Origin of the sequence: Streptomyces sp. NPDC090499 (assembly GCF_044769305.1) — a bacterium.
Taxonomy (GTDB): domain Bacteria; phylum Actinomycetota; class Actinomycetes; order Streptomycetales; family Streptomycetaceae; genus Streptomyces.
The window spans coordinates 146,275-169,748 of sequence record NZ_JBIVXP010000012.1 but is presented as its reverse complement, the minus strand read 5'-3'; the positions used below and the strand labels follow the sequence as shown (position 1 = coordinate 169,748).

At 73.0% G+C, this 23,474-nt stretch carries 17 protein-coding genes; 12 read left to right on the top strand and 5 right to left on the bottom strand.

Translation table 11 applies throughout. The features are described from left to right. Nucleotides 1–57: 57 nt before the first annotated feature. Nucleotides 58–1,599: an alpha/beta hydrolase gene (locus ACIQVL_RS35625; RefSeq protein ID WP_403477384.1), complete on the bottom strand. Its 1,542-nt coding sequence runs from the start codon at nt 1,597–1,599 to the stop codon at nt 58–60. Nucleotides 1,600–1,696: 97 nt separating this feature from the next. After that, a complete protein-coding gene (locus ACIQVL_RS35620) occupies nt 1,697–4,459 on the bottom strand; it encodes a lysylphosphatidylglycerol synthase domain-containing protein (protein WP_403477383.1) in 2,763 nt (920 codons plus the stop codon). Between the two features lie 161 nt (nt 4,460–4,620). Here ACIQVL_RS35620 and ACIQVL_RS35615 point away from each other — a divergent pair, with 161 nt between their 5' ends. From ACIQVL_RS35615 to ACIQVL_RS35590, 6 genes are all read left to right on the top strand, one after another. Then, the gene (locus tag ACIQVL_RS35615) at nt 4,621–5,061 is read left to right on the top strand and encodes an MGMT family protein (RefSeq protein ID WP_403477382.1); all 441 of its coding nucleotides are present in this window, start codon (nt 4,621–4,623) and stop codon (nt 5,059–5,061) included. 258 nt (nt 5,062–5,319) lie between these two features. Next, complete coding sequence (locus ACIQVL_RS35610) at nt 5,320–8,625, top strand: ATP-dependent helicase (protein ID WP_403477381.1); 3,306 nt, start codon at nt 5,320–5,322, stop codon at nt 8,623–8,625. A gap of 66 nt (nt 8,626–8,691) precedes the next feature. Next, on the top strand, nt 8,692–12,309 hold the full coding sequence (locus ACIQVL_RS35605) for a UvrD-helicase domain-containing protein (protein ID WP_403477380.1): 3,618 nt from the start codon (nt 8,692–8,694) through the stop codon (nt 12,307–12,309). Between the two features lie 10 nt (nt 12,310–12,319). Further along, a complete protein-coding gene (locus ACIQVL_RS35600) occupies nt 12,320–13,723 on the top strand; it encodes a dipeptidase (RefSeq protein WP_403477379.1) in 1,404 nt (467 codons plus the stop codon). Nucleotides 13,724–13,872: 149 nt separating this feature from the next. Beyond that, complete coding sequence (nudC, locus tag ACIQVL_RS35595) at nt 13,873–14,817, top strand: NAD(+) diphosphatase (protein ID WP_393809786.1); 945 nt, start codon at nt 13,873–13,875, stop codon at nt 14,815–14,817. Nucleotides 14,818–14,827: 10 nt separating this feature from the next. Further along, a complete protein-coding gene (locus ACIQVL_RS35590) occupies nt 14,828–15,451 on the top strand; it encodes a class I SAM-dependent methyltransferase (protein WP_403439120.1) in 624 nt (207 codons plus the stop codon). A gap of 123 nt (nt 15,452–15,574) precedes the next feature. Here the strand turns inward: ACIQVL_RS35590 and ACIQVL_RS35585 are convergent, their stop codons facing one another. Next, nucleotides 15,575–15,832, bottom strand: coding sequence for a mycoredoxin (locus ACIQVL_RS35585; RefSeq protein ID WP_403477378.1), 258 nt, complete (start codon nt 15,830–15,832; stop codon nt 15,575–15,577). Nucleotides 15,833–16,070: 238 nt separating this feature from the next. Here ACIQVL_RS35585 and ACIQVL_RS35580 point away from each other — a divergent pair, with 238 nt between their 5' ends. The 5 genes from ACIQVL_RS35580 (at nt 16,071) to ACIQVL_RS35560 (ending at nt 19,961) form a co-directional block, all read left to right on the top strand. Further along, entirely contained in the window at nt 16,071–18,266 is a 2,196-nt protein-coding gene (locus ACIQVL_RS35580; RefSeq protein WP_403439117.1) for an ATP-dependent DNA helicase UvrD2, read from the top strand. A gap of 164 nt (nt 18,267–18,430) precedes the next feature. Beyond that, a complete protein-coding gene (locus tag ACIQVL_RS35575) occupies nt 18,431–18,748 on the top strand; it encodes a hypothetical protein (protein ID WP_403439115.1) in 318 nt (105 codons plus the stop codon). Nucleotides 18,749–18,920: 172 nt separating this feature from the next. Continuing rightward, nucleotides 18,921–19,289 carry a WhiB family transcriptional regulator gene (locus ACIQVL_RS35570; protein ID WP_010984500.1) on the top strand — a complete coding sequence of 123 codons (369 nt, stop codon included), beginning with the start codon at nt 18,921–18,923 and terminating at the stop codon, nt 19,287–19,289. Beyond that, nucleotides 19,286–19,612, top strand: a complete 327-nt coding sequence (locus ACIQVL_RS35565; RefSeq protein ID WP_393809782.1) for a hypothetical protein — start codon at nt 19,286–19,288, stop codon at nt 19,610–19,612. The genes ACIQVL_RS35570 and ACIQVL_RS35565 overlap by 4 nt, the downstream gene beginning before the upstream one ends. A gap of 136 nt (nt 19,613–19,748) precedes the next feature. Next, nucleotides 19,749–19,961 carry a hypothetical protein gene (locus tag ACIQVL_RS35560; protein ID WP_403439113.1) on the top strand — a complete coding sequence of 71 codons (213 nt, stop codon included), beginning with the start codon at nt 19,749–19,751 and terminating at the stop codon, nt 19,959–19,961. Nucleotides 19,962–19,971: 10 nt separating this feature from the next. On the opposite strand, the gene ACIQVL_RS35555 is transcribed toward ACIQVL_RS35560, so the two are convergent. Continuing rightward, nucleotides 19,972–21,402, bottom strand: coding sequence for an ABC1 kinase family protein (locus tag ACIQVL_RS35555; RefSeq protein WP_403477377.1), 1,431 nt, complete (start codon nt 21,400–21,402; stop codon nt 19,972–19,974). After that, the gene (locus tag ACIQVL_RS35550) at nt 21,395–22,600 is read right to left on the bottom strand and encodes a TOMM precursor leader peptide-binding protein (RefSeq protein ID WP_403439109.1); all 1,206 of its coding nucleotides are present in this window, start codon (nt 22,598–22,600) and stop codon (nt 21,395–21,397) included. The genes ACIQVL_RS35555 and ACIQVL_RS35550 overlap by 8 nt, the downstream gene beginning before the upstream one ends. A 226-nt stretch (nt 22,601–22,826) precedes the next feature. Between ACIQVL_RS35550 and ACIQVL_RS35545 the strand changes: the two genes are divergently transcribed. Continuing rightward, a complete protein-coding gene (locus ACIQVL_RS35545) occupies nt 22,827–23,423 on the top strand; it encodes a M48 family metallopeptidase (protein ID WP_403439107.1) in 597 nt (198 codons plus the stop codon). Nucleotides 23,424–23,474 lie beyond the last annotated feature (51 nt).

Genomic DNA, 23,474 nt, shown 5'->3' with positions numbered 1-23,474 from the left:
ACGGCGCCTCTTGGGGACACGGGGAAGTACGCGACCAGCCCCCGCCGACGTGGGGACCTACGTGCAGACCGAGCCCGCCCTCGGCACCGTCCCCTCCAGCAGATAGCCGTTCACGGCCCCCTGCACGCACTTGTTCTTGCTGTCGTACGCCCCGTGTCCCTGCCCCTTGTAGGTCAGTTCGACCCCGACGCCCTTCCCGAGCGCGTCGACCATCTTCTTCGCACCCTCGTACGGCGTCGCCGGATCCCCCGTGTTGCCCACGACCAGGATCGGCGCCGCCCCGGGCGCGCTGACGTCGGGGTGGTCGGCGGCCCCCGGCACCGCCCAGTCGGTGCAGCTGACCATGCCCCAGGCGAGGTAGTCGCCGAACAGCGGGGAGGCGGCGCGGAACTCGGGCAGCTTCTGCTGGACGTAGTCGGCGGTGTACCGGGGCTTCTCGTCGGCGCAGTTGACGGCGATGTTCGCCGCGGTGATGTTGCTGTACTCGCCGTTCTCGCTGCGGCCGTTCATCGAGTCGGACAGCAGCATCAGGATCTTCCCGTCGCCGTCGTACGCCTCTTCGAGCCCCTCGGTGAGGTACTCCCAGAAGTCCTTGGAGTACAGGGACTGCGCGATGCCGTTGGTGGCGGCGGACTGGGTGAGCTGGCGGGGCAGGATGCCCGGGATCGGCTTCCTGTCGAGGTCCGCGAGGAGCCCCGCGATACGGTCCTTCACGTCCTGCGGGGTGTCGCCGATCGGGCATTCCGTCGTCTTCGAGGTGCAGTCCTCGGCGAAGTTGTCGAGTGCGAGCTGGAAGCCGTTCGCCTGCCCGAGCGAGCTCTGCTCCGGGTCCTGGGTGGGGTCGACGACGCCGTCGAAGACGGCCCGGCCCACGTTCTTCGGGAACAGGTGGGCGTAGACGCCGCCGAGTTCGGTGCCGTAGGAGATGCCGAAGTAGTGCATCTTCGCGTCGCCGAGGACCTGGCGCATCAGGTCCATGTCGCGGGCCGCGTCGGTGGTGCGGACGTGCGGCAGGATCGCCTTGGAGTTCTTCTCGCAGGCGGCGTTGAACTGCTTGGTGCGGCTGATCAGCTGGGCGCGCTCGGCGCTGGTGTCGGGCGTCGCGTCCTGCTGGAAGTAGTTGTCGAGCTGGGTGTCGTTCTCGCACTCGACGGGGTCGCTGCGGCCCACTCCGCGCGGGTCGAAACTGACGAGGTCGTAGCGGGTGCGCAGGGCCGCGTAGTCCGTGCCGAACGCGGGGAGCGTGGTGACGCCGCTGCCGCCGGGTCCGCCGAAGTTGAAGATCAGGGAGCCGATCCGCTTGCTCGCGTCGCCGCTGGCCCTGGCCCGGATCAGGGCGAGGCCGATGGTGGCGCCCTTCGGTTTCGACCAGTCCAGGGGCGCCTTCATGGTGGCGCACTCCCAGGTGCCGCCGCTGGGCAGCGGTGACGGCGCGTCGCCGCCGCCCTCGGCCTCGTCGGGCGCCGGGCAGTTCTTCCAGTCCAGTTTCTGCGCCGCCAGATCCCCGTCCTTGGCACCGTCGCTGCACCCGGTCAGCGAGGAGGCCAGCACCAGGGCGGCGGTCAGGGCGGCGACACGGATCCGGAAGGGGTTCGGCATGCTCCCATCCTGGGGTCGCGCACAGCCACGCGCGCGGGGCACGAGCCGTCCGAGGTACGACCCCGGAGCGCGCCCTTGCGGGATGCGGAGTACGACCCTAGAGCGCGCCCTTGCGGGAGAGGTGGTTGAAGGCCAGCCAGCCCGGCAGGACCGGCAGCCACAGGGTCAGCAGCCGGTACAGCAGGACGGCGGGCGCGGCGACCTCCTTGGGCAGGCCGACGGCGATCAGGCCGACGGTCAGGGTCGCCTCCACCGCGCCGACACCGCCCGGGGTCGGTGCCGCGGAGCCGAGCGCGTTGCCGGCGAGGAAGACGACCGCGACGCTGGCGATGCTCAGCGAGGTCGACTCGTCGCCGAACGCGCGGATGGAGGCGTCCAGGCACATCACGAAGCAGGCGGTCAGCAGCAGCATGCCGCCGATGCCGGTGACGAGCTTCTGCGGGCGCTGCAGCACGTCCAGCATGCGCGGCACGACACCCGCGAAGAGCGACCGCACGCGCGTGCTGACGAACTTCCGCAGGAACGGCACCGAGGTCACCACGAGGACCAGCACCGCGACGGTCAGCAGGCCCGCGATGACCGTGCGGGACGGGGACAGCGACGGGGTCTTCTCGGTGCCGGTCAGATAGCCGAAGGACAGCAGCATCAGGATGTGACAGCCGAGCGAGAACAGCTGCGAGGCACCCACGCTCGCGACCGCGAGCCCGGGGCGCACGCCCGCGCGCTGCAGGAAGCGCGTGTTGAGGGCGACACCGCCGACCGCGGCGGGTGCGACGATCTTCACGAACGACCCCGCGAGCTGCGCGGCCACGGTCCGCACGAACGGCACCCGCTCCGGCACGAACCCGAGCAGCGACATCGCGGCGGCGACGTAGCTGATCGCCGAGAACAGCACCGCGGCGATCACCCAGCCCCACTGGGCGTTCGCGACCAGGGGGCCGAACTCGATGTGGGTGAGCTGGGTCAGCAGGTAGTACCCGCCGATCGCGCCGGCGATGACGCTGATCAGCGTACGCGGCCGCACCCGCTCCAGGCGGGCCGGCTCCACGGGCGCCTGCGGCCTGATCTTCAGCACCTGGTGCCGGATCTGGGTGAGCAGGTCCTCCTCGCGGGCCTCTTCCAGCGCGTCGTCCAGAGCCCGCTTCTCGGCCCGCTGCTCCGCGCGCACCGTCTTCTTGTCGGGCTTCCCTGCCTCCTCGGCGCGGGCCTGCTTGGCCTGCCGGGACGCCTCCAGGACCGCGTCCCGTTCGCGCTGGGCGCGCTCCCTGGCCAGTCTGCGCAGCGTCGCGCGCGTGGAGCGCGTGAGCGCGATCGGCTGGAGCATCGGCAGGCAGTCGGCGACGGCGTCCGGGCCGAGCACGCCGACCGCCGAGGCCACCGCCCGCTCGGCGCCCACCCTGAGCCCGAGCGTGGTGACGAGCTGGGCGACGTCCATGCGCAGCAGCAGTTCACCGGCCGCGATCTCGCCGCCGCGCAGGTCGGTGAGGATCACGGTGCCGGAACGATCCACCAGGATGGCGTCGCCCGCGAGCCTGCGGTGCGCGATCCGGCGCGACTGCAGTGCCTGTACCTGGTGCCAGGTGTGGCGCAGCAGTTCGTCGGTGATCTCCTCGTCGGCCAGCGAGTCGAGGGTGCGGCCGCCGGTGTGCTCGTAGACGAGCATCACGGCGTCGGGGCCCAGCTCGGAGGTGGCGATCAGCTTGGGCGCGTTGGCGCCGGCCGCGATCGCCGCGTACGCGAGCAGGGCCTCCTGCTCCAGGGCCTGGCGCAGGGACTGCAGGCTGGAGCGGGTGGCGAAGCCGCGCAGCGTCAGGTTGCGCCACGCGCGGTAGAAGAAGCCCTGGGCCTGCTGTTCCCGGTCGACGACCGTGACGTCCAGCGGCGGGCCGTCCTCCAGGGTGACGAAGTAGCGCCGGCCCCGGTCGCCGTTCTCGGTGTCCAGGGCCTCCTCGCGGGCCGCGCCGACCGGGTGGAAGCCGACGTGCCTGAGGCCCGCCAGCAGGGTCCGTCCGGTGGGACGGACGTTCGGGGAGCCGACGGCGTACAGCGTGCCGTAGGCGACCGTCCAGCCGATCATTACCGTGAGGATGATCGAGAACGGTGTGGTGTAGCCGGTGACGAGCATGGAGAACGCGTCGAGCAGCAGCACGATCCACAGCACCGAGCGCCATCTCGGCCGCCGGGACATGCCGACCGCCGTCATGTAGGCGATGACGGGTGCGAGATAGCCGTGCACCGGGTCGGTGAGGGCGTGGATGTCACCGGGGGAGGGCTGGGTCAGCGCCTCCTGGATCGAGCCCGGGGCGGCCCGCGCGACCCACAGGTCGGTGGCGAGGGTCACGCCGTGCGCGAGGACGGCCGCGAGCACGCCGTCGGCGATGCGCAGCCCGTCCCGCTTGATCAGTCGCTCGATCGCGAACGCCACCGGTACCAGCAGGATCGCGATGCTGGAGGCCAGCCCCGCGAACCTGATCAGCAGGTCCGGGGCCTGTCCGGTGCCCTTGTTGATGTCCTGTTCCAGCCCGGAGGTGGTGCCGTGCGCGAACGCGGCGATGCCGAGCAGCACGGCGACGGCCAGCACACCGACCAGGAGCCGCATGAGGTCGGAGGGGCGGTGCACGCGCGCGGGGAGCAGCGGTTCGTCGCCCTCCACCTCGTCGGCGTGCGCCTCGTCGCACCCGTGTTCCGCCTCGGCTTCCGCCTCGACGGCGCCGGGGTCCGCGGCGTCCGGCTGCCCGTCGTCCGGGTGCGCGGTGCCGGATCCGGGGGCGTCCGGGCGTGCGGCAGCGTCAGAGGTGCTCGCCCCGCCCTCGGGGTGCACGCCCTGCTGCTCGGTCGTCTCTTCTTGATCTCGTATCACCAGTCACCGCCCGCACGATGGTGGCATGCTCCACCGACACCCGGGGGCATCAGGGTGCAGATGCGGGGGCGCACAGTCTGCCCCAAGCGCCGCGAGAGGGCGAGGCGGCGGCCCGCCGCGGACCGCGCCGGTTGTCGGTGGGGTGCGGCAGGATGGGGCGAATGAGCGAGCAGAGCCTTCCCGAGGACGCCCGAGAGGGGTACACGGACGAGCTGCCCGAGTACGCCGAGCGGGTCCTGGAGGTCGCCGAGCGGATCCCGCCCGGACGCGTGATGACGTACGGCGACGTCGCGGAATGGCTGGACGACGAGAGGGGCGAGCGCGAAGCGCTCTCCGGCAAGGGCGGTGGTGGGCGACGGGAGGGCGGGCCGCGCCAGGTCGGGCGGGTGATGTCCCTCTACGGCGGTGCCGTCCCCTGGTGGCGGGTGGTGCGCGCCGACGGAGTCCTGCTCCCGGGCCACGAGCTGGGCGCGCTGGACAACTACCGTGCCGAGGGGACCCCGCTGAAGGAGGCGAGCAGGGCCGCGGAGGGCCATCTGCCGCGGCTCGACATGAAGCGGGCGCGGTGGGACGGCGGTGCGGACGCAGGGGCTCACATCTGACAGCTTCCGCCATCGGAGGCCCTCGGTGGGAACCTGTGGCCCGTACGAGGGACACCGGGGACGTCCGTGGCATGACGTACGTTCGTGGGATGTGCGGCGCGCGTGCCGCACGTGCCCGCGGAGGCGGACGGGAAGAAGCAGAAGCTCTGCTTGTGTCCGGTTCGTCGGCGTAGCGTCGGCTGCGCGTGTCCCGCTCACCCCGCGGCCACCCCCGCGCCCGCGCACCGACCAGCACACCCACCAGGACCGGCGAACCACGTGAGCTCCTCTTCCTCCACCAGGCGCCTGCCGCACCAACAGGGGCGGCAGGGGAACCGTGGCGCTTACCGACTGGTCCGTACCCCGCCGGCCGACGTGGATCCCCCTCGTCTGGACGCCGCGCAGCGCGCCGTGGTTGACCACGCAGCCGGCCCGCTGCTCGTCCTCGCGGGTCCCGGCACCGGCAAGACCACCACCCTGGTGGAGTCCGTGGCCGCGCGCATCGCCCGCGGCGCGGACCCCGAGCGGATCCTGGTGCTGACCTTCAGCCGGAAGGCGGCCGTCGAGCTGCGCGACCGCATGGCCCTGCGGGTCGGCGCGGCCCGCGCGCCCCGGGCGACCACCTTCCACTCGTACTGCTACGCCCTGGTCCGCGCCCACCAGGACAGCGGCCTGTTCGTGGACCCGCTGCGGCTGCTGTCCGGTCCCGAGCAGGATGTCGCCGTCCGCGAGCTGCTGGCAGGCCAGCCCGACCTGGAGCGGCTCGGGCTGAACCACGTGCGCTGGCCCGACGAGCTGCGCGCCTGCCTCACCACCCGGGGTTTTGCCGACGAGGTCCGCGCGGTCCTCGCCCGCAGCCGCGAACTGGGCCTGGACCCGGCCGCCCTGGACGCCTTCGCCCGCCGTATCGGGCGCCCCGACTGGCGGGCGGCGGCCGCCTTCCTCGCCGAGTACCTCGACGTCCTCGACCTCCAGGGCGTCCTCGACTACGCCGAACTCGTCCACCGCGCGGTGCTGCTCGCCCACCGCCCCGAGGTCGCCCTCGACCTCGCGGGCCGCTACGACGCGGTGTACGTCGACGAGTACCAGGACACCGACCCGGCCCAGGTGCGCCTGCTGCACGCCCTGGCCGGCGGCGGCCGCACCCTGGTCGCGTTCGGCGACCCGGACCAGTCGATCTACACGTTCCGCGGCGCCGACGTGAACGGCATCCTGGACTTCCCGTCCGCCTTCGCGCGCGTGGACGGCCGTCCCGCCCCGGTGCAGGTGCTGCGCACGTCCCGCAGGTCCGGGGCCGGCCTGTTGGCCGCGACCCGGCTGCTGACCCAGCGGATGCCGCTGACCCGGCTGCCCGCCGACAAGGTGCGCGCGCACCGCGGGCTGGCCGCCGAGCAGGACGGCGGCCGCGTCGAGGTCTACACGTACCCGACCTCCGGCACCGAGCTGGACAACATCGCCGACATCCTGCGCCGGGCGCACCTGGAGGACGGCGTCCGCTGGAGCGACATGGCCGTCCTGGTGCGCGCCGGGGCGCACACCATCCCCACGATCCGCCGCGCCCTCACCGCGGCCGGCGTGCCCCTGGACATCGACGGCGACGACGTGCCGCTGCGCCACGAACCGGCGGTGGCGCCGCTGCTGACGGCGCTGCGGGCAGTGGCGGAGGCCGATGCGGTGCCCGATGCGGTGCCCGATGCGGAAGAGGGCGGCTTCCGGCTCGGCACCGAGACCGCGCTCACCCTGCTCACCTCGCCCCTCGCCGGCATGGACGCGGCCGACCTGCGGCGCCTCGGCCGTGCCCTGCGCGACGAGGAGCGCGCCGCCGGCAACGCCTTCCCGCCCCCCTCGGACGAACTGCTCGCGCGGGCGCTCGCCGAGCCCGAACGCCTTGCCGTGCACGACCCCGGGTACGCCCGCGGGGCGCAGCGGCTCGGCGCGTTGCTCAGCAAGGCCAGGGAGCGCCTCGCGGGCGGCGGTACGGCCGAGGAGGCGCTGTGGGTCCTGTGGAACGGCACGCCCTGGCCCTCCCGCCTGGAGCGCTCCGCCCGGCGCGGCGGCGCGGCCGGCCGCAACGCCGACCGTGACCTGGACGCCGTGTGCGCGCTGTTCGCCACGGCCGCCCGCGCGGAGGAGCGCAGCGGCGGCCGGGGCGCGCTGAACTTCCTCGCGGAGATCGAGGCCGAGGACATCGCTGCCGACACCCTCGCCGGCCGCGCGGTACGCCCCGACGCCGTACGCCTGATGACCGCGCACCGCGCCAAGGGCCTGGAGTGGCGCCTGGTCGTGGTGGCCGGGGTCCAGGAGGGCCTGTGGCCCGACCTGCGCCGCCGCGGCTCGCTCCTGGAGGCCGACCGCATCGGCCGCGACGGACTCGCCGAACCGCTCACCCCGGGCGCGCTGCTCGCCGAGGAGCGCCGCCTGTTCTACGTCGCCGCCACGCGCGCGCGTGAACGTCTCGTCGTCACCGCCGTGAAGGCCCCCGCGGACGACGGCGACCAGCCCTCCCGGTTCCTCACCGAACTGGGCGCCGAACCCCAGGACGTCACCGGGCGCCCCCGCCGCCCGCTCGCCGTGGCCGCCCTGGTCGCCGAGCTGCGCGCTACCACCGTCGACCCGCGCGTATCCGACGCCCTGCGGGAGGCCGCCGCCCGCCGCCTGGCCCGGCTGGCCGCCCTCGCCGACGAGGACGGCCGCCCGCTGGTGCCGTCCGCCCACCCCTACCGCTGGTGGGGCATGTTCGAGCCGACCGAGAGCAAGGTGCCGCTGCGCGACCGCGACCAGCCCGTGGTGCTCTCCGGCAGCGCCCTCGACCAGCTCGCCAACACCTGCAGCCTGCAGTGGTTCCTGGGCCGCGAGGTGAAGGCCGACGCGCCCGCCACCACCGCCCAGGGGTTCGGCAACGTCGTGCACGTCCTCGCCGACGAGGTCGCCTCCGGGCGCACCCCCGCCGACCTCGCCGTCCTCATGGAACGGCTGGACTCGGTGTGGAACGCGCTCGCCTTCGACGCGCCCTGGAAGTCGGCACAGGAGAAGGACAACGCGCGCGTGGCGCTCGAACGCTTCCTGAAGTGGCACGTCCTGGACCGCACCGCGCGCACCCCGGTCGTCAGCGAGCAGGACTTCGACGTCACCCTGGAGGCGGGCGACTACGAGGTACGCATCCGCGGTCAGATGGACCGGGTGGAGGCGGACGGCGAGGGACGCGCGTACGTCGTCGACTTCAAGACCGGCAAACAGGCACCCAGCGCGGCCGAGGTGGCCCGGCACCCCCAGCTCGCCGTCTACCAGCTCGCGGTCCGCGAGGGCGCCGTCGACGAGGCCTTCGACGGGGTACGGCCGGAGCCGGGCGGCGCCGAACTGGTCCATCTCCGGCAGGGCGCCGCCCAGCGGGACGGCGGCGAGACCCTGCCCAAGGTGCAGGCGCAGGAACCGCTGGAGGGGGAGTGGGTCGGAGAACTGCTGGCCTCCGCCGCCGGCAAGGTCCTCGACGAACGGTTCGCGCCGACCACCGGCCAGCACTGCACCCACTGCGCCTTCCGCGCCTCGTGCAGCGCGCGGCCGGAGGGGCGGCACGTGGTGGAGTGAGCGCCGCCGTGTCAGCGGCAGCGCCGTTTTATCGATTGTCAGTGGCCGCCGCTAGCCTCTTTCCTCATGCCCGCCCGTATCACCGACCCCGAGCAGCTCAAGGAGCTCCTCGGCATCCCGTTCACCCCGGAGCAGACGGGCTGCATCGTCGCGCCGCCCGCCCCGCAGGTGATCGTGGCCGGGGCCGGGTCGGGCAAGACGACGGTGATGGCGGCCCGCGTGGTCTGGCTGGTCGGCACCGGGCAGGTGGCCCCGGAGCAGGTCCTCGGCCTGACCTTCACCAACAAGGCGGCCGGTGAACTCGCCGAACGCGTCCGCAAGGCGCTCGTCAGGGCCGGCGTCACCGACCCCGACGTCATCGACCCGGACAACCCGCCCGGCGAGCCCGTCATCTCCACGTACCACGCCTTCGCGGGCCGGCTGCTGACCGACCACGGCCTGCGCATCGGCCTGGAGCCGGCCTCCCGGCTGCTCGCCGACGCCACCCGCTACCAGCTCGCCGCGCGCGTGCTGCGCGAGGCCCCCGGCCCCTACCCGGCGCTCACCCGGTCCTTCGCCGACCTGGTCAGCGACCTGCTCACCCTCGACTCCGAGCTCGCCGAACACCTGGTACGCCCCGAGGACCTGCGGGCCTGGGACGCCGGGCTGCTGAACACCCTGGCGGGCGTCAGGCTCGGCAATGCCGACCTGCGCAAGGTCCCCGAGGCGGCCGCCGCGCGCCGCGAACTGGCCGAGCTGGTCGTCCGCTACCGGGCCGCCAAGCGGGAGCGGGACCTGCTCGACTTCGGTGACCAGATCGCGCTGTCCGCGTCGCTGGCCGGCATCGCCGAGGTGGGCAGGGTGCTGCGCGACGAGTTCCGGGTCGTGCTCCTCGACGAGTACCAGGACACCTCGGTCGCCCAACGCGTGCTTCTCGCGGGCCTGTTCGGCGCCGGCACCGGCCACCCCGTGACCGCGGTCGGCGACCCCTGCCAGGCCATCTACGGCTGGCGCGGCGCCTCCGTCGCCAACCTGGACGACTTCCCCGAGCATTTCGCGCACGCCGACGGCCGCCCCGCCACCCGCCAGGCGCTCAGCGAGAACCGCCGCAGCGGCGGCCGCCTCCTCGACCTCGCCAACGGCCTCGCCGAGCCGCTGCGCGCCCTGCACGCGGGCGTGGAAGCACTGCGCCCCGCCCCCGGCGCCGAGCGGGACGGCACGGTCCGCTGCGCTCTGCTGCGCACCCACGCCGAGGAGATGGACTGGATCGCCGACTCGGTCGCCCACCTCGTCCGCACCGGCACGGCACCCGGCGAGATCGCGGTCCTGTGCCGCACGGCGACCGACTTCGCGGAGATCCAGGGCGCGCTCGTCGCCCGCGACGTCCCCGTCGAGGTGGTCGGCCTCTCCGGACTGCTGCACCTGCCCGAGGTCGCCGACCTCGTCGCCGTCTGCGAGGTGCTCCAGGACCCGGGCGCCAACGCCTCCCTGGTCCGGCTGCTGACCGGCCCGCGCTGGCGCATCGGCCCCCGCGACCTCGCCCTCCTCGGCCGCCGTGCGCGGCTGCTGGTGTCCCACGCGCGCGTGGGCGAGGCCGACGACCCGGACCGCAGGCTCGCCGAGGCCGTGGAGGGGGTCGACCCCGCCGAGGTGATATCGCTCGCGGACGCCCTGGACACGTTCCTGGAGCTGCCGTTCGACGGCGACCGGCCCGGCCAGGGGGACGACGGGCTGCCGTTCTCGCCGGACGCGCGCGTGCGCTTCGCCCGCCTCGCCACCGAGCTGCGCGAGCTGCGCCGCTCCCTGTCCGACCCGCTGATGGACGTCCTGCACCGCGTCCTCGCCGTCACCGGCCTGGAGGTGGAGCTGTCAGCGTCCCCGCACGCGCTGGCCGCCCGCCGCCGCGAGACCCTGTCGAACTTCCTGGACGTCGCCGCCTCCTTCGCGGCCGGCGACCAGGAGGCGACCCTGCTCGCCTTCCTCGCCTTCCTGCGCACCGCCGCCCAGTACGAGAAGGGCCTCGACAACGCCCTGCCCGGCGGCGAGAACACCGTCAAGGTGCTCACCGCGCACAAGTCCAAGGGCCTGGAGTGGGACGTCGTCGCCGTCCCCGGACTGGTCAGGGGCACCTTTCCGAGCAGCCAGGGCCGCGAGAAGTGGACCGCCCAGGCCAAGGTGCTCCCGCACGCCCTGCGCGGCGACAGCGCCACCCTGCCCGACGTCGAGGCCTGGGACTCGCGGGGCATGAAGGCCTTCCACGAGGCCATGAAGGACCACCAGCACACCGAGGAACTCCGCCTCGGCTACGTCACCTTCACCCGCCCCCGGTCCCTGCTCCTCGGCTCCGGCCACTGGTGGGGCCCCAGCCAGAAGAAGCCGCGCGGTCCCTCCGACTTCCTCCAGGCCCTGTACGGGCACTGCACCGCCGGGCACGGCGAGATCGAGGCCTGGGCCGACGAACCGGAGGAGGACGAGGAGAACCCGGCCCTGCACACGGCGGGCGCCGACCAGGTCTGGCCGCTGCCGCTGGACACGGCCGCCCTGACCCGCCGCCGCGCGGCCGCCGAGACCGTCCTCGCCCACCTGGACGCCCTCACGGCGGGAACCGGCGCAGGCACTCCCGACGGCCACGGCCCTGCCGCCGTCGAGGACCCGGACTGGCCCCCGCCGCCCGAGGACGAGGATCCCGACCCCTACGAGGACGGTCCCCCGGCCCCGGACTCCGCCGACTGGGACTCCTGGAGCACCGACCGCCCCGTGGTCCCGCACCAGGCCGTGCCCGTGGTCCCGCACCAGGCCCTGCCCGAGACCATGCCCGCCGAGCGCACGCCCCCGCGCACGCCGTATCGCGACAGCGCCCGGGAAGGCGCCCGGGAAGGCGCCCGGGAAAGCGCTCGGGAACCCGAGCCCATCCTCCCCGTCCCCGAAGAAGCCCCCCTCACCCCCGAGGAGGCCCGCACCATCGCCTCCTGGGACCGCGACCTCGACGCGCTCACCGGAGAGCTGCTGCGTGCCCGCCGGACCGTCACCGACGTCCCCCTGCCCGCCGCGCTCTCCGCGACCCAGCTGATGCGGCTGGCCGAGGACCCGGACGGGCTCGCACAGGAACTCGCGCGCCCCATGCCGCGCCCCCCGCAGCCGGCCGCACGCCGGGGCACCCGCTTCCACGCCTGGGTGGAGGCCCGCTTCGAGGAGCTCACGCTGCCCATGCTGGAGCCCGACGAGCTGCCCGGCAGCGACGCCGAGATCGCCGACGAACGCGACCTCGAAGCCCTCAAGGAGGCCTTCGAACGCACCGAGTACGCTCACCGCACGCCGTACCGCGTCGAGGCCCCCTTCCAGCTCTCCCTCGCCGGCCGGGTCGTCCGAGGCCGTATCGACGCCGTCTACCGCACGGACCACGGCGACGGGGCGACGTACCGGACGACGTACGAGATCGTCGACTGGAAGACCAGCCGCGTCCGCCCCGCCGACCCGCTCCAGTTGGCGATCTACCGGATCGGCTGGGCCGAGCAGCAGGGCGTGCCGCCCGAGTCGGTCACGGCCGCGTTCGTGCACGTGCGCACCGGTGAGGTCGAACGACTGGACGGTCTGCCGGACCGGGCCGCGCTGGAAAGGCTGATCGTCGGACAAGCTGCCGGACGGGTTGTCGGGCAAGCCGAGTGTGACGAACCGCCCGCCGAGGATGTCGGTCCGGGCCGATAGGCTCGTGACCATGAGCCAGACCCCGGACAGCGCTGTCCGTACGTACATCGAGCAGCACCGCGCCGCCTTCCTCGCCGACCTCGCCGAATGGCTGCGCATCCCCTCCGTGTCGGCCCAGCCCGACCACGCCCCCGATGTACGCCGCAGCGCCGACTGGCTCGCCGCCAGACTGACGGAGACCGGCTTCCCGACCGCCGAGGTCTGGGAGACACCGGGCGCCCCGGCCGTCTTCGCCGAGTGGCCCGCCGGGGACCCGGACGCGCCCACGGTCCTGGTCTACGGCCATCACGACGTCCAGCCCGCCGCCCGCGAGGACGGCTGGGACAGCGACCCCTTCGAACCGGTCGTCCGGGACGGCCGGCTCCACGCGCGCGGGGCGGCCGACGACAAGGGCCAGGTGTTCTTCCACACACTCGGAGTCCGCGCCCACCTCGCCGCCACCGGCCGCACCGCACCCGCCGTCAACCTCAAGCTGCTCATCGAGGGCGAGGAGGAGTCCGGCTCGCCGCACTTCCGGGCCCTGGTCGAGCAGCACGCCGAGCGGCTCGCCGCCGACGCCGTGATCGTCTCCGACACCGGTATGTGGTCCGAGGACACCCCCACCGTGTGCACGGGTATGCGCGGGCTCGCCGAGTGCCAGGTCGTCCTGCACGGCCCCGACCAGGACATCCACTCCGGTGCCTTCGGCGGCGCCGTCCCCAACCCCGCCACCGTCGCGGCCCGCCTGGTCGCCGCCCTGCACGACGAGCACGCGCGCGTGGCGATCCCCGGCTTCTACGACGGCATCGTCGAGCTCAGCGACCGTGAACGGCAGCTCTGGGCCGAGCTGCCGTTCGACGAGGAGAGCTGGCTGCGCGAAGCGCACTCGTACGCCACCGAGGGCGAGGCCGGGCACACCACCCTGGAGCGGGTCTGGGCCCGTCCCACCGCCGAGGTCAACGGCATCGGCGGCGGCTACCAGGGCCTCGGCAGCAAGACGATCATCCCGTCCTCGGCCCTGCTGAAGCTGTCGTTCAGGCTGGTCGCCGGGCAGGAGCCCGAGCACATCGAGAAGATCGTCCGGGCCTGGGTCACCGAGCGGATCCCCGCCGGGATCCGCGCCGACATCGCCTTCCTGCCGGCCACGCGCCCGTGCCTGACCCCGCTCGACCATCCCGGCCTGCAGTCGCTCGCCCGCGCCATGGGCCGGGCCTTCGGGCAACCGATCCGGTTCACCCGATCGGGTGGCTCGGGACCCGCCGCGGACCTCCAGGACGTCCTCGGCGCACCCGTTCTCTTCCTGGGCATCTCCGTCCCCTCCGACGGCTGGCACGCCCCGAACGAGAAGGTCGAGCTGGACCTCCTCCTCAAGGGCGTCGAGACCAGCGCCTACCTGTGGGGCGACCTCGCCGAGAACTGGCGCCATGCCCCCTGAGCCGCCTACGCCGTCCGGAGCGGCACCGCGGGCGGGGCACACTGGAAGGGCCGCCCCGCCGGCCCCGCCCCACCCGTTCTCCTCCCGCCCTTCGTCCCGCTGAACCGCCCGCTGAAACATCCGTTGCACTGGGGGAGTTGGAAGCACCCGTGACCACCTGGACCGACCACACAGCCGACCGACCCATCTCGCTCACCGCCCCGAGCGGCATCGACCGCGCCGCCCACCACCGGCTCGACGAAGCCTGGCTCGCGGCGGCGTGGAGCCACCCCGACACCCGCTGTTTCGTGGTCTCCGGCGGCCAGGTCCTCATCGACGAGACGCCCGACGGCCGCACCGAACTCGTCATGACGCCCTCCTTCGAGGCCCCCCTCACCGAGGCGCACCGCTACTTCCTGGGCACCGACGAGGACGGCGTCAGCTACTTCGCCCTCCAGAAGGACGCCCTGCCCGGCCGCATCGACCAGTCCGCGCGCCCGGCCGGCCTGCGCGAGGCCGGACTGCTGCTGTCCCCCCGGGACACCGGCCTGATGGTGCACGCGGTCGGCCTGGAGAACTGGCAGCGCACCCACCGCTTCTGCTCGCGCTGCGGCGAGCGCACGGTGATCGCCGCCGCCGGCCACATCCGCCGCTGCCCCGCCTGCGGCGCCGAGCACTACCCGCGCACCGACCCCGCCGTGATCATGGCCGTCACCGACGAGGACGACCGCATCCTGCTGGGCCGCCAGGTCCACTGGCCCGAGGGCCGCTTCTCCACGCTCGCCGGCTTCGTGGAGCCCGGCGAGTCCATCGAGCAGGCGGTGCGCCGCGAGGTCTTCGAGGAGGCCGGGATCACCGTCGGCCCGGTCGAGTACGTCGCCAGCCAGCCCTGGCCGTTCCCGTCCAGTCTGATGCTCGGCTTCATGGCCCGCGCCACCACGACCGAGGTGACCGTCGACGGCGACGAGATCCACGAGGCCCGCTGGTTCTCCCGCGACGAACTCCGCGCGGCCTTCGACTCCGGCGACGTCCTGCCGCCGTACGGGATCTCGATCGCGGCCCGCCTGATCGAGATGTGGTACGGCAAGCCGCTGCCCACGAGGAGCTTCGTCTGAGACGGCCGTCATGACCGCAGAGGAGTACTGGAACCACAACGTCCACTACCACCCCGTGGTCCTGGACGCGGTGCCGGACGGCTGCCGCGCCGCCCTGGACGTCGGCTGCGGCGACGGCCTGCTCGCCGCCAAGCTCGCGACCAGAGCGGAGTCGGTGACCGGCGTGGACCGGTCGGCGGAGATGATCAGACTGGCGCAGAAGCGGGACGCCGGGAACGTCACCTTCGTCGAGGGCGACTACCTCGACGGGGCCGCCCTGGACGAGGAGGGCTACGACTTCGTCAGCGCGGTCGCCGTCATCCACCACGCCCCCTTCGACGACGCCATCGACCGGCTGGTGGGGCTGCTCGCGCCCGGCGGCCGGCTGGTCGTCGTCGGCCTGGCGTACAACCGCACCCTCCTGGACTGGACGATCAGCGGCTGCGGAGTCCCCGCGAGCCGGCTGAACGCGCGCCTGCGCGGCGGCAAGCGGGCCCCGTCCGACATGCCCGTCGAGGACCCGATCATGAACTGGGGAGAGGTCCGGCAGGCCACCGCACACCTGCTCCCCGGCCGCCGGTACCGGCGCCGGCTGCTGTGGCGCTACACGGTGGTGTGGGACAAGCCGGGCGGAACGCGCGAGGGCGCTCCCTGAAACAGGATCGGGGACTGCCCTGCCGTGCTGCCCGGAACAGCCGGAACAGCCCTGAGCCGGGCACACAACGACCCCCGATCAGTCACCGGAGTGGTCGGGGGTCGCGGTCGCACGTCGCGGGAATCAGACGCCGAGCGCCTGCTTCACCTGGGCGAGGCTCGGGTTCGTCATGACGACCTCGGCACCACCGTTGGAGGAAACCACCTGCACGGTCGGGACCGTCTGGTTCCCGCCGTTCGCCTTCTCCACGAACGCGGTCGAGTCGGGGTCCTGCTCGATGTTGATCTCGGTGTACGCGATGCCCTCGCGGTCCAGCTGGCTCTTCAGCCGGCGGCAGTAGCCGCACCACGTGGTGCTGTACATCGTCACAGTGCCCTGCATCTCGCTCGCACTCCTTCGGCAGGTCGGGGAAAGGTCGTCCAGACTCGAAACGTACGCGACCCGCCGGCCATTCCCGCCGCACGGGCCGGAGGACACCTGCCGCCTGGGCCTGCCGCAGTGGCCCCCGCATTGCCCCCCCGCATTGCCCCTCGCGTGGGCTGCCGCATTAGTACGACTGCGCGGGGTCGCCTGTGGACAACCGGCACAGTCGTCTCCGGCGACCTGGCAGCATGGCCATGTGACAGCAGCAACGCATTCCTCCCTCTTCCCGCCGGTACCGGACTCTGCCGACGCGGTGCTCGAAGGGCTCGACCCGGAGCAGCGTGCGGTGGCGACCGCCCTGCACGGTCCGGTGTGCGTGCTGGCCGGGGCCGGTACCGGCAAGACCCGGGCGATCACCCACCGGATCGCCTACGGGGTGCGGGCCGGCATCCTCCAGCCGTCCAGCGTGCTCGCCGTCACCTTCACCAACCGCGCCGCCGGGGAGATGCGCGGCCGGCTCCGCCAGCTCGGTGCCCAGGGGGTGCAGGCCCGCACCTTCCACTCGGCCGCGCTGCGCCAGCTCCAGTTCTTCTGGCCGAAAGCGATCGGCGGCTCCCTGCCCCGGCTCGTCGACCGCAAGATCCAGCTCGTCGCCGACGCGGCCGCCGCCTGCCGTATCCGACTCGACCGGGGCGAGCTGCGGGACGTCACCGCCGAGATCGAGTGGTCCAAGGTCACCCAGACCGTCCCCGCCGACTACCCCCTTGCAGCCGTGAAGGCCGGCCGGGAGGCCCCCCGCGACCCCGCCGAGATCGCTCAGCTCTACTCGGTCTACGAGGACCTCAAGCGCGACCGCACGGTCATCGACTTCGAGGACGTGCTGCTGCTGACCGTGGGCATCCTGCAGGACCGGCACGACATCGCCGACCAGGTCCGTGCCCAGTACCAGCACTTCGTCGTCGACGAGTACCAGGACGTCAGCCCGCTCCAGCAGCGGCTGCTGGAGCTGTGGCTCGGCGACCGCGACAGCCTGTGCGTCGTCGGCGACGCCAGCCAGACCATCTACTCGTTCACTGGAGCAACCCCCGACCACCTGCTCGACTTCCGCACCCGCCACCCCGGGGCCACCGTGGTCAAACTGGTCCGCGACTACCGCTCCACACCCCAGGTCGTCCACCTCGCCAACGGCCTGCTGGCCCAGGCCCACGGCCGGGCCGCCGACCACCGCCTGGAGCTGGTCTCCCAGCGCCCCGCCGGACCCGAGCCCGTCTACACCGAGTACACCGACGAGCCCGCCGAGGCCGAGGGCGCCGCCCGCCGCATCCGGGAACTCGTGGACGCCGGGGTCCCGGCCGCCGAGATCGCCATCCTCTTCCGGACCAACTCCCAGTCCGAGACCTACGAGCAGGCCCTCGCCGACGCCGGGGTGCCCTACCAGCTGCGCGGCGCCGAGCGGTTCTTCGACCGCCCGGAGGTGCGCAAGGCGGGCGTGGCCCTGCGCGCCGCGGCCCGCTTCGGCGGCAACGACGCGCTGCTCGACGACACCGTGGACCTGCCCTCCCAGGTGCGCGCCGTCCTCTCCGGGGAGGGCTGGACCACCGAACCCCCGGCAGGTTCCGGTGCGGTCCGGGAGCGCTGGGAGTCGCTGGCCGCCCTGGTCAACCTCGCCCAGGACGTCGCCGCCGGCCACCCGGCCGCCACCCTCGCCGACTTCGTCGCCGAACTCGACGAGCGGGCGGGCGCCCAGCACGCCCCGACCGTCCAGGGCGTGACCCTCGCCTCGCTGCACTCGGCGAAGGGCCTGGAGTGGGACGTGGTCTTCCTGGTCGGTGTCGCCGAGGGCATGATGCCGATCAGCTACGCGAAGACCGACGAACAGATCGAGGAGGAACGCCGTCTCCTCTACGTCGGCGTGACCCGCGCCAGGGAACGGCTGCACGTCTCCTGGTCGCTCTCCCGCACCCCCGGCGGCAGAGCCGGCCGCAGGCCCAGCCACTTCCTGGACGGCCTGCGCCCCGGCTCCACCGGCACCGTCGGCCGCGGTGGCGGTGCGGGCGGCGGAGGTGTCGAACGCGGCTTCACCGGCGGCCCCGCGGCCGCGCCCCGGCGCACCCAGCGCAGCCCCGCCCGCTGCCGGGTCTGCGGACGCACGCTGACCGACGCCGGCGAGATGAAGCTGATGCGCTGCGACGGCTGCCCGTCCGACATGGACGAGGGACTCTACGAGCGGCTGCGTGAATGGCGTGCCGACCAGGCCCGGCTCAGCGGCCAGCCGGCCTTCTGCGTCTTCACCGACAGGACGCTGATGGCCATCGCCGAGAGCGCTCCGGACGACGACCGAGAGCTGTCCCGCATCCCCGGTGTCGGCATGCGCAAGCTCAACCGTTACGGTGCCGATGTTCTGGCCATCTGTGCAGGCCAGGAGCCCGGGGGAGAAGAAGCGGGGGACTGATGCGAACTCGTCGAAAAAATAGTTTGCGCATGCCCCAGCAATCCCCATAGGTTCTAGGCACGGAAGCGGCGGCCTTCTCGAAGGCCCGGTTCCGTGTTGTACTTGCATACCCGAGCGGATCGGCTCAACACCGGTCCCCTAGACGCCGAGAGGAGGCGAGTCCAGTGATCAGCATCGAGACCAACATCAGCGCGGCCAAAATGACCGATCTCTCGGCCGTCTCCGTGTGCATGCTCGGCGTCTCCAACCTGGGCACCGGTCTGTCCGGCATTCCTGCCGTGCGTCCGGCGTCCTCCGTTTCTCTCGCGGGTCTTCCCGTCCGTGAGCGCAATGAGCGACCGACGAAGGCACTGGAAGCAGTACTGGCACAGGCACAGGCCTATGCCTTTACGGCAGCCGGTGCCGGTAGCCGGAAGCAGACGACGCAGCACCACCTGATGTGGGCCTTCCGTGGGCCAGAACCCTGGAGTGATCCAGCCTGATCGATCAGGCCGGCGCCTTCAGGGCCGCGGAACCCCATCCGGGATCCGCGGCCCTTCTGTTTTCCCTGAACAGGGAGAGCGGAGCGAAGGGGCCTCGGGACACGAGCAGAACCCGGTACCAGCCGCCAACCGGTCCAACCCGACCGGCACGACCAGACGAGGAAGAACAGCCGTGCAACTCGAAGCGCACGCCCCGTCCGTACCGCCTTCCGAAACGATCCCCCCGCCCGGCCTCACGGAGGACTCCACCTTGATCCCGCTCACTGCGCTCACCGCGCTCGACGACGCCATCGAGAACCTCGGCGTACCCGTCCCCTGCCGCTCCTACGACCCGGAGGTCTTCTTCGCCGAGTCGCCGGCGGACGTCGAGTACGCCAAGTCCCTCTGCCGCACCTGCCCGCTGATCGAGGCCTGCCTCGCGGGGGCCAAGGAGCGGCGTGAGCCGTGGGGCGTCTGGGGTGGCGAGCTGTTCGTCCAGGGCGTCGTCGTCGCCCGGAAGCGGCCGCGTGGCCGCCCGCGCAAGAACCCGGTCACGGCATGAACATCCTCGGAACGATCGACCGCCCCCTCACGCACGATCCCAAGAAGCAGGCCCCGATGAAGCCGTCCACCAGCGAGCCCGCAGGCTCCGCGATTCCAGACTTCACCACCGCCGGTACCGACACCGGCTCGCGTCAGAACAGGACCCGAGAGATGCAACTCATCCCAGAAGCCCTGGCTCGTGCGCATATGCACGAGCGACTGCACGAGGCCGAGCGGGAACGCCGGGCCGTGCGCCTGGCGACCGCTCGCCGGATGCAGCGCCGGGCCGAGCGCGCCTCGATGCGTGCCCGCCGTGCGCTCGCCATCGCCGTGATGCAGTAACCCAGCACACCTGAAGCGGTGGCCTCCCGACCCCGGGAGGCGAAAGCTCCCCGCGGGGGCCGGTCCGGCCGAACGGACCGGCCCCCGCGGTGCGTTGTGCCCGCTGATCCAACCGCGGCGGAGTTATCGTCACCAGGTGACGAGTCTTCCCGGAGGCAGTGATCACGGCGGCTCCGCCACGGAGCCCCACCCGCTCGCGTGCGCCCGCTGCGGCACCCCCGCCGACGGCCCCCCGCCCGTCACCTGGACCTGCTCCGTGGAGAACGGCGTCCGCCAGTTCTTCTGCGAGGCCTGCTCCAGGGACAACCTCCGGGCGATCGAGGGGCGGCTCGACTCGACCTGGTGGTGAGCCCGGCCCGCTACTGCGCTTCCACGGCTGCCTCGGCCACTTCCACGTCCCCCGCTGCCACGGCCTCCAGTTCCTCGGCCTCTTCGAGTTCCGCGGCCTCTTCGAGCTCCTCGGGCACGAACCCGGGAAGCCAGGCTTCCAGTTCCTCCCGCAGCCGCACCGTAGCGCCCAGCTGGCACAGCACCCCGATGGTGCTGAGGGTCACCCGGTGTATCAGGAGGTAGGCCGGCGGCAGGTTGAGCTGCTTGCCCAGCTGGTGGGCGGGGTTGCGGGGGTCGGCGATGCGGGCCGCCTGGCTGCGCATCCAGTTGCGGGTGAAGGTGAACTCGTCGACCTGGGCCGGTTCGATGATCGGCAGCAGATAGTCCAGGACCGCGTCGGGGTCCAGCTCTATGGACTCCTTGACGAACCCCTCCGTGCGCAGCAGCTCGTAGACCGCCTCGGCGTCACCGTCCAGCGTCATCCGCAGCGAGTCGCCGATCGGGCTGGGCAGGCCGCCGGAGAGACGGTCGACGGTGCCGAAGTCCAGCACGCCGAGACGCCACTCCTCCTCGTCCTCCGGCCCGCCGGGCAGCAGGCGGAAATTGCCGGGGTGCGGGTCGGCGTGCAGCAGGCCGGTGCGGGCCGGGCCCGAGAACAGGAAGCGGGCCAGGAGCTGACCGGCCCGGTCGCGCTGTTCCTGGGTACCCTGCGAGATGATCTCGGAGAGCGGTATTCCGTCGATCCACTCCGTGACCAGCACCTGGTCGCACTGGTGGACCACCCCCGGCACCACCACGTCGGGGTCGCCCTCGAACTCCTCCGCGTGCGCCGCCTGGGCCCGCGCCTCCAGGGAGTAGTCCAGTTCCTCGGAGACCCGGTCGCGCAGCTCCGCGATCAGCGGCTTGATGTCCATACCCGGGATCAGCGGACCCAACAGGCGGGCGAAACGGCTCAGTTGCCCCAGGTCGGAGAGCAGGGCCTCGCCGGCACCCGGGTACTGCACCTTGACCGCCACCGCCCGGCCGTCCCGCCACACGGCCCGGTGCACCTGCCCGATCGAGGCCGCCGCCGAGGGCTTGTCCTCGAACTCCAGGAACAGCTCCCGCCAGTCCTCCCCGAGGCGTTCGGTGAGCACCGCGTGCACGGTGCGGGTCGGCATCGGCGGCGCGGCGTCCTGGAGTTTGGTGAGGGCCGCCCGGTAGGGGCCGGCGACCTCCTCCGGGAGGGCCGACTCGAAGACGGACAGCGCCTGCCCGAACTTCATCGCCCCTCCCTTCAACTCGCCCAGGACCTTGAACAACTGCTCCGCCGTGCGCTGCTGGAGCTCCCGGCCGACGATCTCCGCGGACTCGCCCACGATGCGCTTGCCCAGACCCCAGGTCGCCCGGCCTGCGAAGCCGAGCGGGAGCGCGGCGAGCTTGGCGGTCCGGGTGACCGCCTTCCGGGGAAGATCAGACATGCGCCCTCCAAGTCCCAGTCGGCCGCGCCGCGTCCGCGTGCTCTTGTCGCTCCGCCGACGGCCGTTGCCCCACCATTGTCGCGTGTGGATCCCCGTTGGTTGAGGAGTGTTCCCCCTCGGCTTTCTCGACAGCTCCGCACGGGCATGCGGGGTGCGGCCAGACCGGCCGCGCGTGCCAGTGCAGAACCGGCACGGACGCCTCCCAGCGCGCCCCCGCGACGGCCGGCGACTCGCCGTCGAGGAAGGCCAGGGCATGCGCGGCGGCCAGCCCCGCCACGGCCGCCGCCAGCGTCTGATCGCAGGCGCCCACCCGGCGGGCCTGCCCGGACCGCCACTGGGCGACCAGGCGCGGCCAGGCCGGGTCCCGGTCCGTGCGGTGCTCGTGCAGACAGCGGGCGCAGCCGGTCCCACCGGGCAGGACGAGAGGGCCGACCACGCCGGTGCCCTCCACGACACCCGTGTAGAGGTGCGGCGTCCCCGCGGCCATGAGCGGCTCGGCGGCGCGCGCGTCCGGGGCGTGCACCAGGACGTCGTCCCGCGGGGCGATGATCACCAGTGTCAGGCCGGGTTCCGCCACGGCCGGGTCCGGGCGGCCGGGCGGGCGGTCCGGAGCCGCCCGGCGGACGACTCTGCGCGCGGCCTCGGTACGGCGCTCGCCGACCGCCTCCGCCGGCAGCCCGCCCGGGGCCACGTCCCACGGCTGGACCCGGCCCACGTCCCGTACGTCGACCTCGCCGACGCCCGCGCCCGCGAGCAGTGCGGCCAGCGTGACACCGACCCGGCCCGCGCCCTGCACCCGCACCCGCAGTGCCCGGCGGGCCGCCAGCCGGCCGATCGCGCCGCCCGGCTCCGGAGTGATCAGGGAGAGCGAGGCGAGATCGGGGCGCAGCCGCTCCAGCACCTCCTTCTTCTCCCGCAACGCTTGTGCCGCAGTCCCGCCGCCCTGTGCGTCGTCGACGAGCCCGGCCCGGGACAGCCGCTCCACCAGCGCGTCGACATGGCCGTCCGGCAGGTCCATGCGGCGCCCCTCCTCCCGTAGCAGCCCGAGCCCGCGGGCGCCGTCGAGCAGGTCCAGGAAGCTCCCGGTCGCGGTGTCCATCGGCCCCAGTGTCATCGCGTGTGCGGGAGTCATCCCGAACTGCACGGTGTTGAGGTCGCGCCAGCCGCGCCGCAGCGCGGGCTTCACCAACGGATGCATGACAGGCCCCCGTAGCCGTCGAAAGGTCACAGAACGTCCCCGTGTGCCGGTGGAGCCGGTCCCGCTCCGCCGACGACTGCCAGCATGCCCGGGCGGCCCGGCGGGCGCCGAAAGTTGTCCACAGGCGGTGGGTATTCGTCGTACAAATCAGACGCATGGTGGGGGATCGGCACCGAACCGTCCCGGACCCGGGACTTCCCCCGTGTGCAGCGGGTAACGTCGGGGCGTGCCCGCCGACCCACTGCACCGCGCCGGAAAGCCACAGCGCAGCACGACGAGCCAGCCGCCCAGCGGCTTGGGGGCGAGCGCGATCGAGGTTCGCAGGAGCGCCCGGCGCCGCCGGACCGTTTCCGCGTACCGCGAGGGCGACCGCACCGTCGTGCTGATCCCCGCCCGGATGTCCGAGGCGGAGGAGAAACGCTGGGTGACCGTCATGCTCAACAAACTCGCCGCCCAGGAGAGCAAGCGAGTGCTGGGCGACACCGAGCTGGCCGAGCGTGCCGAGTGGCTGTCGGCCCAGTACTTCGGCGGCCGGGCCCGACCCGTCTCGGTGCGCTGGGTCACCAACCAGAACACCCGCTGGGGCTCGTGCACCCCCTCCGAGGGCAGCATCCGGCTCTCGCACCGGCTCCAGGGGATGCCCGAGTACGTCGTCGACTACGTGCTCTGCCACGAACTGGCGCATCTGCTGGTGCCGGGGCACGGGCCCGGGTTCTGGCGGCTGCTGGAGGCGTATCCGCGGACCGAGCGGGCCCGCGGCTACCTTGAAGGGGTGGTCGCGGCCGGCCGGCTGCCCCACGTGCCCGGCGCGCGCGACGAGTGACAGACCCTGGCAACGCTCCCTTCGGGGTCGTTGAGCGCGGTTGTGTACCGG